This window comes from Sinimarinibacterium thermocellulolyticum, assembly GCF_040327995.1.
Classification (GTDB): domain Bacteria; phylum Pseudomonadota; class Gammaproteobacteria; order Nevskiales; family Nevskiaceae; genus Solimonas; species Solimonas thermocellulolyticum.
Window position 1 is genome coordinate 1 of sequence record NZ_JBEPIJ010000008.1, and the last position, 13,575, is coordinate 13,575.

At 67.4% G+C, this 13,575-nt stretch carries 14 protein-coding genes; 2 read left to right on the top strand and 12 right to left on the bottom strand.

All coding sequences use genetic code 11. The annotated features are described in order from the left end of the window. Positions 1 to 117: 117 nt before the first annotated feature. Positions 118 to 582: a hypothetical protein gene (locus ABSH63_RS08325; protein ID WP_352888939.1), complete on the bottom strand. Its 465-nt coding sequence runs from the start codon at positions 580 to 582 to the stop codon at positions 118 to 120. A gap of 193 nt (positions 583 to 775) precedes the next feature. On the opposite strand from ABSH63_RS08325, the gene ABSH63_RS08330 reads away from it, so the two are divergent. After that, positions 776 to 1,345, top strand: a complete 570-nt coding sequence (locus tag ABSH63_RS08330; protein ID WP_352888941.1) for a hypothetical protein — start codon at positions 776 to 778, stop codon at positions 1,343 to 1,345. Between the two features lie 122 nt (positions 1,346 to 1,467). Here the strand turns inward: ABSH63_RS08330 and ABSH63_RS08335 are convergent, their stop codons facing one another. Continuing rightward, positions 1,468 to 2,382: a nucleotidyl transferase AbiEii/AbiGii toxin family protein gene (locus tag ABSH63_RS08335; protein ID WP_352888942.1), complete on the bottom strand. Its 915-nt coding sequence runs from the start codon at positions 2,380 to 2,382 to the stop codon at positions 1,468 to 1,470. After that, positions 2,379 to 2,984 carry a type IV toxin-antitoxin system AbiEi family antitoxin domain-containing protein gene (locus ABSH63_RS08340; RefSeq protein ID WP_352888943.1) on the bottom strand — a complete coding sequence of 202 codons (606 nt, stop codon included), beginning with the start codon at positions 2,982 to 2,984 and terminating at the stop codon, positions 2,379 to 2,381. The genes ABSH63_RS08335 and ABSH63_RS08340 overlap by 4 nt, the downstream gene beginning before the upstream one ends. A gap of 456 nt (positions 2,985 to 3,440) precedes the next feature. Here ABSH63_RS08340 and ABSH63_RS08345 point away from each other — a divergent pair, with 456 nt between their 5' ends. Then, a complete protein-coding gene (locus ABSH63_RS08345; protein ID WP_352888945.1) occupies positions 3,441 to 3,752 on the top strand; it encodes a hypothetical protein in 312 nt (103 codons plus the stop codon). Between the two features lie 233 nt (positions 3,753 to 3,985). Here the strand turns inward: ABSH63_RS08345 and ABSH63_RS08350 are convergent, their stop codons facing one another. From ABSH63_RS08350 to ABSH63_RS08390, 9 genes are all read right to left on the bottom strand, one after another. Continuing rightward, positions 3,986 to 4,453 (bottom strand): redoxin family protein, encoded by a 468-nt coding sequence (locus ABSH63_RS08350; protein ID WP_352888947.1) that lies wholly within the window; start codon positions 4,451 to 4,453, stop codon positions 3,986 to 3,988. A 9-nt stretch (positions 4,454 to 4,462) separates the two neighbouring features. Further along, the gene (locus ABSH63_RS08355; protein ID WP_434223263.1) at positions 4,463 to 4,888 is read right to left on the bottom strand and encodes a cytochrome P460 family protein; all 426 of its coding nucleotides are present in this window, start codon (positions 4,886 to 4,888) and stop codon (positions 4,463 to 4,465) included. 263 nt (positions 4,889 to 5,151) lie between these two features. Further along, a complete protein-coding gene (locus ABSH63_RS08360) occupies positions 5,152 to 5,814 on the bottom strand; it encodes a DUF502 domain-containing protein (RefSeq protein ID WP_352888951.1) in 663 nt (220 codons plus the stop codon). Beyond that, complete coding sequence (locus ABSH63_RS08365) at positions 5,811 to 6,635, bottom strand: fumarylacetoacetate hydrolase family protein (protein ID WP_352888952.1); 825 nt, start codon at positions 6,633 to 6,635, stop codon at positions 5,811 to 5,813. The genes ABSH63_RS08360 and ABSH63_RS08365 overlap by 4 nt, the downstream gene beginning before the upstream one ends. Positions 6,636 to 6,745: 110 nt before the next feature. After that, positions 6,746 to 8,398 (bottom strand): phosphoenolpyruvate carboxykinase (ATP), encoded by a 1,653-nt coding sequence (locus ABSH63_RS08370; RefSeq protein ID WP_352888954.1) that lies wholly within the window; start codon positions 8,396 to 8,398, stop codon positions 6,746 to 6,748. Positions 8,399 to 8,645: 247 nt separating this feature from the next. Further along, on the bottom strand, positions 8,646 to 10,643 hold the full coding sequence (locus ABSH63_RS08375) for a methyl-accepting chemotaxis protein (protein ID WP_352888955.1): 1,998 nt from the start codon (positions 10,641 to 10,643) through the stop codon (positions 8,646 to 8,648). A 25-nt stretch (positions 10,644 to 10,668) separates the two neighbouring features. Further along, entirely contained in the window at positions 10,669 to 11,034 is a 366-nt protein-coding gene (locus tag ABSH63_RS08380) for a response regulator (RefSeq protein WP_352888957.1), read from the bottom strand. 99 nt (positions 11,035 to 11,133) lie between these two features. After that, the gene (locus tag ABSH63_RS08385) at positions 11,134 to 12,471 is read right to left on the bottom strand and encodes a dihydroorotase (RefSeq protein WP_434223264.1); all 1,338 of its coding nucleotides are present in this window, start codon (positions 12,469 to 12,471) and stop codon (positions 11,134 to 11,136) included. A 14-nt stretch (positions 12,472 to 12,485) separates the two neighbouring features. Then, positions 12,486 to 13,508 carry an aspartate carbamoyltransferase catalytic subunit gene (locus tag ABSH63_RS08390; RefSeq protein ID WP_352888960.1) on the bottom strand — a complete coding sequence of 341 codons (1,023 nt, stop codon included), beginning with the start codon at positions 13,506 to 13,508 and terminating at the stop codon, positions 12,486 to 12,488. Positions 13,509 to 13,575 lie beyond the last annotated feature (67 nt).

A 13,575-nucleotide genomic window follows, 5' to 3' on the forward strand; every position in this document is an offset into this window, starting at 1 on the left:
CCCGCAGGCGCGGCACTTCAGACGTCCATCCCCCAGGCGATAGTGCCGACAACCTGCACATCCGGGACATCGCTTCATGACCAAATCCTCTCAGATTTGGTCCGGTTTGCTTAGGAATTACCATGCCGGCCACCAGGCGTGGTCCACGGACTCCATCAGCCGAAGCAGCGGCAGGTGGAACGACGACGGCGCGTTCTGCAGCGCCTGCAGGGCCTGAATCTGCCGGTGCAGCGTGAGCGTGTTCGGGCGCAGGAGCAGCTGCTCGCCAACGGGGCGGCGGTCGAGCAGGAGCTGGGACGTCTCGGGGTCCCGGTCGAGCACGAGGAGCTTGCGGTCGTCCGCGAACTTCCTCCTCCCGTTGCGCCGTCGGTCGGTCGCGTCGTCCGGATCGTCGTCGACCAGGTCGAACACGTCGCGCACGTTCTCGTCCATGAACGCGCGGAACGTCGACTCGGGCTCGTTCGGGCGGTCCTTGGGCTCCTCGAGCTGGACCCAGAAGCCACGCCCGCGGTCGGCGTCGTCATCGTCAGGCGGGACGCCAGCCTTCCAGGCGAGCCGCTTCACCGCAGCGTCGCTCTCCATTTAGTCCTTCGTTCGGCGGAGGAAGTCGTAGAACGCTTTCAGGCCGTAGAAGGCTTTCCTCATGAGGATGTCCGGCCGTCGAACATCCAGGTTCTGGTAATGGAGCAAGGCCATCGTCGTCAGCTGTCCTCGTCGGCAAGAGTGCGTTGCCGCGAGCGTGTGTGAGCGAAGCGCATGCCAACGACCGTCGTCGTTGGGTTCGACGTCGGCATCAAGGGTTGAGCGTACAGCGGTCGGCCTTCCTCCGGGCGACACCGCCCGGCTCCGGGTCATTCTACCCGGATCGGTCGAGGGCTGCGTCGCGTCGCCGAGAGGACCACAAAGCCCGCCGAGCCAGTCTTCGAGCCTCCGAGCTACCGCGCCAAGTGGCGCCAGCGACGAGCCGCCGTCGCGAGGCCGCAATCAGGTAGGATTCGCCTGCTACGTCTCGCCGAGCTACTTCGCCGGGGACGACCCGTTCGCCGACTTCATCGTCCACGAGGCCGCGCACATCTTCCACAACTGCAAACGACGGACGATCGGGCTCCGAGAGACGCGCCGGAGGGAGTGGCTGCTCGACATCGAGCTCGGGGAGCGCGAGACGTTCGCGTACTCGTGCGAGGCATACGCCCGCATCGTCGCCCGGGCGAAGAGCCCCGCCGAGCGGCGCGCGCTGGCCGCCGAGTACGGCTCGAAGCGGCGCATCTCCGAGGAGCGCGTCGATCCGTCAAGGTCGCCGGCATCGTCTCAGAGGCGGCGAACGCGCGGAACGGATGGAAGGTGATCCTGGCCCGGTGCGCGCCGACCAGGAAGCCGCGCTCGGCGCTGCAGCTCGCGCGCGAGATGATCGCAGCCCGGGACCTCGCCGACCGCCCGTGACGCGCCGGTCGAGGCGATCAGGGCGGGTCACGAGCTGGTGGTCCACGGGCCGCCCGGTGCCCAACGCTGGTTGAAGCTCTCGCCTCGGGCGCAGGCGCGCGCGATCGGAACCAGGAACTCGGCGAGGAACGTCACAACTTCCGAGAGCTTCGCCGGGCACTCGGTGTTCGGAAGCTTGTTTCGGAACGCGGTCCACTGCGCGAGCGTCGACGCCTGCTCGGTAAAGGCCGGCGTGAACGCGATCGGCGCCACGTCGATGGCGGTCTCGCGGTTCGCGAACGTAGCGGCGATGGCCTTCGTGAGCAGCGCGCCGTCAAAGGCGAACTGACTCGCGAGGAGCCAGACGTCGTAGAAGTCCTTCATCCTGCTGTTCAGCGTGCGCAGATAGACCATCGCCTGGAACTTCTCGGCCACCACCGTCTCGCGCGGGTAGCCCGAGAGCTCGCGCGCCGGGAAGTCGAGCAGCGCCGGATACGTGATGGTCTCCACGCCCGGCGTGACGACGTCGCCGAACCCGACGTCGATCTGCATCGCGACGCGCGCCCTGCCGAGCAGGCCGACGAATCGCACGCGCACGCCCTCGTAGTCCGCGTCCTCCTTGATGCGCTCGGTCTTCACCGTGGCAGGGTCGAACACCATGCCGTCCGGCTCGACGTCAGCGGCGCACACCTCGCGGACCACGCGCTCCAGGTTCTCGAGCGAGTTGTCGAGGCGGCCGAGGAAGTCGACGTCCTTCGTCGCGCGCGCGAACGGGCCGCCCCACACGTGCAGCATCAGCGCGCCCTTGAGGACGAAGCGCGCGCGGTGCGGCGTCTTCGAGAGCCGGTAGAGGAACCGCTCCATCGCGTAGTACTGCAGCAACTCCTGGAAGGGCCGTTTCGTCGCGCGGGCGTGGTTCTGAAGACGCGCCTGCACGGAGGCAGCGAGGTTCTGGATGGTCACGACATCGCCTCCAGGTAGGGCTGCATCGCGCGTTCGACATGGCGCATGCGGGCGTACTTCAGGAGGACGTCGAGCTTCTTCTTGCGGCGCTCGCGCCAGAACCGCAGGGCCTCCAGCACGACGTCCATACCCAGCTGGTTGCGGTAGCGGAAGCAGTCGACGAGCGTCTTCTCGGGGTCGTAGATGCGGACGGGCACGCCATCGAGCTCGTGCGTCTCGATACCCTCGTGGAACGCCGGCCCCGAGAACCAGAAGAAGCGGGTCGGCGGGTAGTCGAGGCGCGGCTTCCGTGTCCCGCGCTCGAGCGCGACGTCGATGGTGTGCGGCACCTGTGTCGTCAACTCGTGGAACGAGAGGGCCGAGATGAGGCAGAGCACGCCCTGCGGGACGCGCGTCGCCACGGTGACGAGGTCCGGGTGCGCGATCGGATCGAGCGCCGCGAGCCGGTACAGCCCTCGGGTGACCGGCTCGACGACGCCCGCGTCGCGCATGGCGTAGAGCGTCTTCCGGTTGATGCCGAGGCGCAGCGCTTCGGACATGCGGAGGCCGCCGCCATGCTTGCGGAACAGCTCGACCTCACGTTCGAAGGCTCTCGTGCCCATCGCGAGACATATTGCCTTCAAACATATGCAAAGTGAAGGCGTTTTGTTCCGAGGCTCTCCGCGCCCCTCGGGCGCCATTCTTGGGGCCCTGGTGGTTGCGGCGCCTCCGGGGGCCTGCGGTCCGTAGGGCGTGCACACTGGGCCACACCGCCCGCGTCGCGGCGCTCCCCGGCGCTGACCCTGGCGGTCGCGGGTGCCGGCCTACCCGCGACTGGACGGCGCGAACGCGGAGAGCCGTCCGGTGCCGGCGCGCTCAAGCACGAGGAATCTCAGCCTTTCGCTCTCGGCTGGACGGCGCGACTCTCGGCGGGCTGTCCGCCCAAGAGCCGGAGAGAGCGGTTCGCAAGCCGCCCCCATACCGAGCCAAAGATTCCACGACTCAGCCACCTCGGGGTGGCTATTTTGCGCCCGCTTCCTAAGATGTTCCTTGAGATTGGAACCATCACGGAGGCTCGTATGCGCAACTTGATCACCGCCGTGCTGCTCGCCCTGGCTGCGTCGACCACCGCCCACGCGCAGCCCGGCCCGATGACCAGCAGGCCGATCCGCATGCCAGACGGCACGCTGCTGCAACTCGGTGCGACCGAGGCGCAGGTGCTGGCCAAGTTCAAGCGGGCGCCGGATCGCGAGGTGACGCTGGAGAACCAGTTCGGCGGCGCCGTGGGGCAGCGGTGGATCTACATCGAACCGGGCTATTCGGGCCGCGTGGTGACCGTTGAGTTTGCGGGCGGCAGGGTGACGGCGCTGCGCGAGGAGCGGCTCAAGTAGCCGCTACACTGTCACCTCGAAGCTCTGCAGGTTCGGCGCCGCGCCGACGATCTGTGCGCCGCGCGCGAGGCTCTTCAATCTCGTCGCCGCCGATTCGCGCACACCTCCGACCAAGGCGCGCAAAACTCTCGGCTGGTCGCTGGCGGGTCACCGAAGCGCAGCCGCGGCTGGCATCGCTCGGCAAGCCGGGGAGCGAAGGTTCGGAATCAGCCTATCTGTCGGCGGGGATTCGCCTACTCTCTGACCAGTCGCATGACTTCTGCGCCGACCGTCATGTCGTCCAGTCGGCCGAAGTGCTGGCGGCGGATGTGCCCGGCGCGGTCGATCAGGACCAGGGTGGGTGTGCCCTGCATGGCATGGGCCTGCATGGTCGCGGGGATGCGCTGTCCTGGCACGGCGACATCCACGCCCACCGGATGGGTGACGCGAAACTCATGCAGGAACGCTGCCAGCGACACCGGCTGCATGGCGGCGTGGTGCTCGAACACCGTGTGCCGACCGACGACGGTGACGCCTTCGCGGGCGAACTGCTGGTGGATGCGCTCTGCCTGTGGCACGCCGTGCAGCACGCAACCCGGGCAGAGCATTTGGAAAGCATGCAGCACGACCACCCGGCCGCGCAGGCTGGCCAGATCCAAGGGTGTCCCGGTATTGAACCATTGGCTCGTCTGCCAGGCTGGCGCGACCGGAGGCTCGCTCATCGTCTCTGCTCAATCGCGGGTGACGCTGAACACGTAGTCGTGATCCTTCTGCGCGGCGTGGCAGGCGAAGCAGGCCGTCGCCGCATTCTCACCGACGACGCGCTTGTCGCGGTCGCCACCACCAAAGCCCTCGAAGCCCCAACCTTCGGTGGCCGCGAAAGTCTTTGCGTCCTTGTGCATCACGCCGATGACTTTGCGCGCGCCCTCGGTGATCGCGTGGTCGGCGGCGCTGGCGTCGAGCAGATCGAACACGATGACGCTGCCATTCGGAAACTTGCCCGTCTTGTAGCCTTGCAGGGCTTTGTCGTTGGCATACAGGTGATGGATGCCGCCAAAGGCGTCGTAGAGGGCATGGCCGGGCTGGATCACCAAGCTCTTCACGTGGCGCCAGTTCCGATAGCCGTCGGGGTAGGGCACCGCGTTGTCTGCGGCCATCGCGGGCGCGGTCAGACCCAAGAAGGCGAGTGCGGAGGATCGGGTGATTGGCACTCAATCTCCGCTTCGCAGCGCGGCATCATGCACCGCGGGTTCGGGCCAGCACCGGTCTGTGGACCGGGCGGCCGGCGTTCCGGCAGGCTTGGCGACACCGTATCACTCGGGACCTTTGCCCCTCGCGCCGTGATGACCGGAACGAGCAGAGCTTCCGAAACCGCCTCACATACAAATATTCAGACAGCCCCCAGATGGTCGGTCGGGGTTCACAGGCGCGCCGGTGGCGGTCCGCGCTCGGCCTCGGGGCGGGATAGTCCGGCTGTGATGACCAAGCGCATCGCGTCCTCGAAGCCCATGTCCAGCGGCGTCAGGCAGCGGCGCGGCAGCAGCACGGTGTAGCCGCCGATCTGATAGCTCATCGGCAGATAAACCGCGACTTCATCGTCTGCGTCGGCGAGACCGGCCCCGCGCAAGTCCTCGATGGTGACGAAGCCGACCAGGCGGATCGGCAGGCCAGGCAAGCGCACCATGACCACCCGGCTGAAAGCGCGCTCGCCGTTGTTGCCGAGCATCGCGGTCAGGTCGCGCACGGCGCCGTAGACTGTCTTGATCAGCGGGATGCGGTTGAGCACGTTCTCGAACCAGCGCAGCAACTGGCTCATGAATACGCCCTTGAGGCCGAGGCCGACGGCGAAGATGATCGCGATCGCCAATAGCAGACCCATGCCCGGCAGGTGCGCGGACCGGGGTAGCAGGGCGCCGAGCATGCCGCCGAAAAGTGCTTCGGCGAGCTGGATCAGCCACAGCACGAGGGTAATGGTGACCACGATCGGCAGCACCGCGAGCAGCCCGGTGAGAAAGATGCCGGTCAGGCTTGCGGCGTGCCGGCGCAAGGAGGCGGCGAACGACGGCGTGTTCGGTGTGGTCATGCACAGCTCCAGCGGAACTCGCCCAGCAGCGGGCTGGCGAGCACGATCTCGTCGCCCGGTCGCAGCGGGCCGACGCCCTTGGGTGTACCGGTAAAGAGCACATCGCCGGGTTCCAAGGCCCAGGTCTGCGACAGGATGTGGATCTGACGCGCGACCGTGAACAGCATGTCCCGTGTATGGCCGTGCTGGCGTAGCACGCCGTTGACGTGACAGGTGAAGTGGATGTCCTGCAGATCCTGTTCGAGGTAGGGCCGGATCATGCCCATGGGCGCGGAACCGTCGAAGGCCTTGGCCAATTCCCAGGGTTTGCCGCTGCGTTTGAGCTCGGTTTGCAGGTCGCGCAAGGTCAGATCCAGACCCAGGGTCATGCCGGCGACGCAGTCCAGTGCCTCGTCTTCCGGGATGTCGCGCCCGCCGCCGGTGAGTTCGATCACCAGTTCGGCTTCGTGGTGTACCGCGCCGCGGCCGCGCGGTAGCACGATGGGCTGACCTTCTTCGACGATGCAGCTGGCGGGCTTCATGAACACCACGCAGTCGCCGTCCGGCGGGGACACGGCGTCTGCACGAAGCGCTGTGGGTGCGGGAGCTGCCGCTGCCGCCGACCGCGTCGCAGCTTTTGGTGCCCGCAATCCTTCGGAGGCGGCGGCATCCAGGTGGGCGAGTTCGGCGACGTGCTCGGCGTAGTTCTTGCCGATGCAGAAGATGCGGTTGACGGACATGGCGAGGGACGAAAAGCGACTGAGCCGATTATCCGATAGCCGACGTGGGACGCGCGCTACGCGCCGCCCGGCGTGCCGGAAACGACGAAGGCCGCCCATCATGGCGGCCTTCGTGCGTGCAGGCGAGTGCCGTCAGATCCGTTCTTCGATACCGAATGCGGCGAAGCCCTTTTTCCTGAAGTTGTCGCGCAATGCCTGATTGCGCAGCTCGATCAGATCCGTTCTTCGATGCCGAACGCGGCGAAGCCCTTTTTCCTGAAGTTGTCGCGGAACATGTCGCGCAGCTTGATCGCGGTGGCGTCGTAGGCGTCCTTGTCGGCCCAGGTGTTGCGCGGGTTGAGGATCGCGCTGTCCACGCCCGGGCAGGACTTGGGCATCTTCAGATTGAGGATCGGGTGGACCTCGGTCTCGACGCCGTCGAGCTCGCCATTGAGCGCGGCGTTGAGCAGGGCGCGTGTCACCTTCAGGCTCATGCGCTTGCCAACGCCATACGGGCCGCCGCTCCAGCCGGTGTTGAGCAGGATGCAGCGCGCATGGTGCTTCTGCATCTTTTCGGCCAGCAACTTGGCATAGACGTTCGGCTTGTGGGCCATGAACGGCCCGCCAAAGCAGGCCGAGAAGGTCGGCTGCGGCTCGGTGACCCCGACCTCGGTGCCGGCGACACGTGCGGTGAAGCCGGAGACGAAGTGGTACATGACGTCCTTGGCATCGAGGATGGCGATCGGCGGCAGCACGCCGAAGGCATCCGCGGTGAGCAGGACGATGGTCTGCGGATGCGGACCCTGGCCGTTGGGCATCACGTTCGGGTTCGCATCGAGCGGGTAGGAGAAGCGTGTGTTCTCGGCGATGGAATCGTCACTGAGATCGAGCTCGTCCGGATGGCAGTCCTCCATGCGCTTGCCCGGCAGCGGCGGCACGTTCTCGATGATGGTGCCCGGCTTGGACAGCGCCGCGGCGATCACCGGCTCGGCTTCCTTGTCGAGGTTGATCAGTTTGGCGTAGCAGCCGTCTTCGAGATTGCACAGGCCGTTGTCCGACCAGATCGTCTCGTCGTCGCCGATCAGGCGGCGCGAGGCATCCGCCGACAGCGTGGTCTTGCCGGTGCCCGACAGGCCGAACAGGATGGCGGCATCGCCCTTGGCACCGACGTTGGCCGAGCAGTGCATCGACAGCCGGCCCTCCTTGGGCAGCAGATAGTTGCCCACGGTGAAGATGGTCTTCTTGTTGACGCCGCAGTAGTCGGCGCGGCCGGCGACCAGACAGATCTTGTTGCGGACATCGATGACGATCGCGACCTCGGAACGGCATCCGTCGCGTTCGGGCACGCACTCGAAGCTAGGCACGTTGAGCATGGTCCAGCGGCGCGCGTCGGCGTCTTTCACGCCCTGCAGGCCCTTGGGGAACATGTTGTGCACGAACATCGCATGCGTCGCATATTCGCCGACGAAGCGGTACGGCACGGCGAACTCCGGATCCGAGCCCATGAACACGTCCTTGACGTACAGCGTGGCCCGCTTGTCGTTGAGGTGCTGGACCACGCGCCGGAGCAGGCCTTCGTACTGCGCCGGGTCGTAGGGGTTGAGGTCGGCCTTGAACCAGATCTCGTCGGCGACCTCGGGCCACTTGACCGCGTAGGTGTCCTTGGTGCGGCGACCGGTGCAATCCGGGTCGGTGTAATAGACCAGCGGTCCTTTGACGCCGAGTTTGGTCGGGAATGCCTTCTGCTCGTTGCTGGGGCCGCCGCGGCGGACGCGGCCGCGGTCATTGGCGATGGCTTCGGCGAACAGCGCTTCCTTGTCGAGATTGTGTTTGTAGTTGACTGTTTTTAGACCAAGAAGCTTTTCGAGATCGGCCTGGAAGCTCATGCGATTCCCTCGGAAGGCAGTCGGGCGGCGGCAAGGCCGCGAAAAAAGAGCGCAGATGGTAAGGAGGGGGCGGGGGGGGAGGCAAGCGCAGCCACAACGCAGCGGCGTGGCCGCGCGGCGATGGCGCGCGGGCACGCGATGCCCCCTGTGCAGATCGTCCAAGCCCGTCGGGCCGCTCGGGAATCGGTCAGACGGACGGTCTCGTCTGGGGGGCGCGAACAGCGAGCGACGCTGCAGAGGATGCGCGCTAAGCCAGGGTGTCCTCCGGCAGCTTGAACCCGGCCACCGACTCGCGCAGCTTCTGCGACAGCAGGTTGAGCTCCTCGACCGCGTTCGCGGTACGGTTGGCCGCACCTGCCGTCTGTACGGCGATATCGCGGATCGCCTGCATGGTACCGGCGATGCTGGTCGCCTGTGCCGACTCCTTGCGCGCCGCCGAGGAGATGTTGGTGATCAGCTTCGCCAGCTCCTGCGAGGCGCTCTCGATCTTGGTCAGCGCCTGGCCGGCTTCTTCGGCACTCTTGGCGCCGACGACCACGTTCTGCGTCGAGCGCTCCATCGACACGATGGCCTCGTTGGTGTCGGCCTGGATCGTCTTGACCAGATTCTCGACCTGACGCGTGGCGTTGGCCGCGCGTTCGGCCAGCCGCTGCACTTCGTCGGCGACGACGGCGAAGCCGCGGCCGGCGTCGCCGGCCATGGCCGCCTGGATGGAGGCGTTGAGGGCGAGGGTGTTGGTCTGCTCGGCGATGTCGTTGATGAACTCGATGATGTTGCCGATTTCCTGTGACGATTCGCCGAGGCGCTTGATGCGCTTGGACGTGTCCTGGATCTGCTCGCGCAGCGCGGTCATGCCCTGGATCGTGCGGTTCACGGTCTCGGCGCCGTTGTGCGCGACGCGCACCGATTGCTGCGCCTGCAGCGCGAGCTGCTCGGCGCTCGCGGCCACCTGCTGCATCGACTGCGAGCTCGCGGTAATGGTGTTGGCAGCCTCGGTGATGGCCTTGGCCTGGCGTTCGGAGGCCTCGTTCATTTGCAGCGCCGTCTGTTTGGTACTCGACGCCGCGTTGGCGATCTCGACCGAGGTGTTGTTGATGGTGCCGACCAGGTTGCGCATGTTCTGGACGGTGTAGTTGATCGAGTCGGCGATCGCGCCGGTGAAGTCCTCGGTCACGGTCACGTCGACGGTCAGATCGCCGTCGGCGAGGTTGGTGATCTCGTCGAGCAGCGACAGGATCGCGCGTTGCTGCTTGGCGTCGCGCTCTTCGGCGAGACGCAGGCGCAGGCGCGTGGCGCGCACGGTCACGACGATGAAGATCACCAGCAGCACGATCGCAAGGCCCCCGGACACGGCGACGACGATCGGCAGGATGACTTGGCGTACGCGCGTGTCCAGCAGGCGCTGTTCGAGCGCCTTGGCGGTGGCGATGACGTCGGCCGCCAGTCCCTGGAGCTGGCCGGCGGCGATCTGCAGGCGGTCGACGGCCTCCGCATTTTCGAGCAGCAGCTCGCTGGCCGAGGACACCGCCTCGAAACGCTGCGCCGCCTCACGCGCCAGCGCGCCGACCTCGGCGTCACTGGTGAGCTGGTCGTTGACTTGCCGGAAGCTGCGTACCTCGGCGTCCAGCGCCTGCACCGTGGCCAGTGCATCGCGGCCGGCACCGAGTACGCGCGCCGCTTCCGACGAGATGCGTTCGAGCCGGACGAGCTGTGTGATCGCCGGGTTCTGTCCTGGACGGCCGCCGAGCCGTTCGGCGATGCGCTCGTAGAGTTTGAACAGATCGTCGCCCTCGTCGGCGTGCACGGCAGTACGGATCTGGTTGACGCTGCTGGCCGACAGGCGCCAAGCCTGCTCGCCGTCGATCAGCGTCTGCACCGTGCCCTTCATCTGGTTCCAGGCGGCGCTGACTTCCGCGACCTCCGCTTGCACCTGCGGCGGCGCCGCTTCGATGCCGGCGACCTCGTCACCCTCAGCCAGCGCCTCGACGTTGAGGTCCAGGTCCTCGATCCGGGCCGCGAGTGTCAGGAAGTCCGGCGTCAGACCGCGCGTGACGGTCTCGCCTACATCGACGATCTCGCCGACGTCACTGGACAGTGTGCGCGCGAGCTCCACCCAGGTTTCGTCGCGCGTGTCCACGCGCTGGATGAAGTAGAAGCCCGCCATCGCCACGATCATCAGCAGCACCGCGGTGATCAGCGCGGCGAGTTCGCGACGGGCGCCCCGTACCCTGCGTTTTTCGGCCATGTCTCCCCCAGATGACGTTGCCGCGTTACGACCCGAGCACGGCCTTGATCTTGGCGAGCAGATCGGCCTCTTTAACCGGCTTGGTCAAGTATTCCTTGGCGCCCTGACGCAGGGCCCAGACGCGATCGGTTTCCTGGTTCTTGCTGCTGACCACGACCACCGGAATGTGGGCCGTCGCCGGGTCCTTGGCCAGCATCCGGGTGGCCTGGAAGCCGTTCACGCCGGGCATCACCACGTCCATGATCACGACGTCCGGCTTTTCCGCCTTGACTCTTGCGACCGCCTCTTCCCCCGTCGAGACCTCGGTGACGGTGTGACCGGCCTTCTGCAGCAGGTTGCGCAGGTTCTGCACGTCGGTCGGTGAATCGTCCACGATCAGTACGCGTGCCATCGTTTCTTCCCCAGTCCGCGCGGGCGGACCCTCCAAGTGGCAAATCGTTTTTGCGACTTTATACCAAGCGGCGTCTGCGCACGCCAAAGGCGTCGGTACTCAGCCGCTTGCGCGAAACACAGCTCGCCCGGCGCGCCAGGTCGCGCGCACCCGGCCACGCAGCGTGCGGCCGGCGAACGGCGTGTTGCGCCCGGCGCTGAGCATCCGTTCCGGACGCAGCGTCCAGCGTGCCTCGGCGTCGACCAGCACCAGGTCCGCCAGCGCGCCGCTGGCGATGCGGCCGCTGTCGAGACCGGCGATCGCCGCCGGTCCACGGCTCAGGCGCTCGGCCGCCTGCAAGGGAGACAGCAGGCCGTCGTGCACCAGTTGCAGCGTCAGCGGCAGCAGCGTCTCCAGCGCGCTGATGCCGGGCTCGGTCAGCGGAAACGGGTTGATCTTGGCGTCGGCCTCGTGCGGCTGGTGGTCCGAGCAGATCGCGCCGATCACGCCGCTGGCGACCGCGGCGCGCAGCGCGTCGCGATCGTCCCGCGTCCGCAGCGGCGGCTGCACGTGGCACTGCGCATTGAAGCCGTCGACGTCGGTGTCGCAAAGGTGCAGCTGATGGGCAGCGACGTCGGCGGACACCGGCAGGCCGCGGCCCAGCGCCGCCTCGATCAGCTCGGCACCGCGCGCGGTCGACAGCCGGCAGAAATGCACACGCGCGCCGGTGTCCTCGACCAGCGAGATCCAGAAGCGCAGCGCGGCGACCTCGGCCGCGACCGGCACCGCGGACAGGCCCAGGCGTGTGGCCACCGGACCTTCGTGGGCGCAGCCGTTGCCGGCAAGACCCGCATCCTGGGCGAACACGTGCACCGGCAGCTCGAGGCCTTTGGCGTACTCCAGCGCGCGCCGGGCGATGCGCGAATCGTTGATCGGCGCGGCGGCGTTCGAAACGCCGACGGCGCCGGCGCTCTTGAGCGCGGACAGCTCCGCCAGCGCCGCGCCGGAAAGCTCGCGCGTGAGCGCGCCGAGCATGCGCACGTCGAGCGTGCCGGCCTGGCGGGCGAGGCGCTGCACGCGGATCAGCATCGCCGGCGTGTCCAGCGCCGGTTGCGTATCGGGCGGGATCAGCACCTGGGTGATGCCGCCGGCGAACGCGGCCGGCATCTCGCTGGCGAAACTGGCCTTGTGCGTGGCGCCTGGTTCGCGCAGACGCGCGCACAGATCGACCAGGCCGGGCATCAGCCACAGGCCGTGGGCGTCGATGATGCTCGCCCGCGCGGGCGCGGCCAAGGCCTCGCCGACGGCGGCGATGTGTTCGTTCTCGATCAGCACGTCGAGCTTACGGTCGGTCGCGCTGGCCGGATCGAGCACGCGCGCGCCGCGGATCAGGGTCGCGCCCGTCGGTTCGGCTTGCGCCTCGCCCGCTGCGCGGGCCCGTGCCGACCACTCGCGCATGTTCGAGGGGCGCGTCATCGGCGTCGCCCTCTGCGCGATGCGGCGCCGCGCGCCGCGGTTTTTGCCGTACGCTCGCCGGGGCGCGCTTCGAGAATCATCGACATCACCGCCATGCGCACGGCGATGCCGTGGCTGACCTGCTGCAGGATCACCGATTGCGGACCGTAGGCGACCTCGCCCTCGATCTCCACGCCGCGGTTGATCGGACCCGGGTGCATGATGATCGCGTCACGACGCATCGCGCTCAGACGCTTGCGGGTGAGGCCGAAGTCGCGATGGAACTCGCCGAGCGAGGGCAGGTAGGCGCCGAGCATGCGCTCCTTCTGCAGGCGCAGCAGGATGACGACGTCCACACCGTCGAGGCCTTCTTCGATACGATGGCAGACGCGCACGCCCATCTCTTCGATGCCGGCCGGCACCAGCGTCGGCGGCGCGACCGCGCGAATGTCGCGCACACCGAGCGCGCGCAGGCCGTGGATGTCGGAGCGGGCGACGCGTGAATGCAGGATGTCGCCGACGATGGCCACGCGCAGCGTCGCGAAGCAGTCCGGCCCCTTGTAGCGGCGGATCGTCAATAGATCGAGCAGCCCCTGCGTCGGGTGCGCGTGGCGGCCGTCGCCGGCATTGAGGATCGCAACGCCAGGGGCGGCATGCTCGGCGAAGAAATGCGCGGCGCCCGAGGCTTCGTGACGCACGACGAACATGTCCGCCTGCATCGCTTCGAGCGTCTTGAGCGTGTCGAACAGAGTCTCGCCCTTGGACGTGCTCGAGGTCGCCATCTGCAGGTTGAGCACGTCCGCCGACAGGCGCTTGGCGGCGAGCTCGAAGGTCGTGCGCGTGCGCGTGCTCGGCTCGAAGAACAGATTGACGATGGTGCGTCCGCGCAGCGTGGTCAGCTTCTTGTCGGGGCCGCGCAGCGATTTTTCGATCGTATCGGCGCGGTCGAGGATCTCCGTCAACAGCGGTGCGCCCAGGCCTTCGAGCGTCAGCAGGTGGCGCAGGCGGCCGTGGCGGTCGAGTTGGAGTTCGGGGCTCATGCTGGGCGCGTATTGTGGGCGTTCGCGCGTGGCAATGAAAGCTGCGTGAGCCGTTTTCGGATTGCGC

Coding starts and splice junctions, on each gene's coding strand:
- ABSH63_RS08325 (WP_352888939.1), bottom strand. CDS start 582: ATGGAGAGCGACGCTGCGGTGAAGCGGCTCGCCTGGAAGGCTGGCGTC.
- ABSH63_RS08340 (WP_352888943.1), bottom strand. CDS start 2,984: ATGGGCACGAGAGCCTTCGAACGTGAGGTCGAGCTGTTCCGCAAGCAT.
- ABSH63_RS08345 (WP_352888945.1), top strand. CDS start 3,441: ATGCGCAACTTGATCACCGCCGTGCTGCTCGCCCTGGCTGCGTCGACC.
- ABSH63_RS08350 (WP_352888947.1), bottom strand. CDS start 4,453: ATGAGCGAGCCTCCGGTCGCGCCAGCCTGGCAGACGAGCCAATGGTTC.
- ABSH63_RS08355 (WP_434223263.1), bottom strand. CDS start 4,888: ATGGCCGCAGACAACGCGGTGCCCTACCCCGACGGCTATCGGAACTGG.
- ABSH63_RS08360 (WP_352888951.1), bottom strand. CDS start 5,814: ATGACCACACCGAACACGCCGTCGTTCGCCGCCTCCTTGCGCCGGCAC.
- ABSH63_RS08365 (WP_352888952.1), bottom strand. CDS start 6,635: ATGATGGGCGGCCTTCGTCGTTTCCGGCACGCCGGGCGGCGCGTAGCG.
- ABSH63_RS08370 (WP_352888954.1), bottom strand. CDS start 8,398: ATGAGCTTCCAGGCCGATCTCGAAAAGCTTCTTGGTCTAAAAACAGTC.
- ABSH63_RS08375 (WP_352888955.1), bottom strand. CDS start 10,643: ATGGCCGAAAAACGCAGGGTACGGGGCGCCCGTCGCGAACTCGCCGCG.
- ABSH63_RS08380 (WP_352888957.1), bottom strand. CDS start 11,034: ATGGCACGCGTACTGATCGTGGACGATTCACCGACCGACGTGCAGAAC.
- ABSH63_RS08385 (WP_434223264.1), bottom strand. CDS start 12,471: ATGCGCGAGTGGTCGGCACGGGCCCGCGCAGCGGGCGAGGCGCAAGCC.
- ABSH63_RS08390 (WP_352888960.1), bottom strand. CDS start 13,508: ATGAGCCCCGAACTCCAACTCGACCGCCACGGCCGCCTGCGCCACCTG.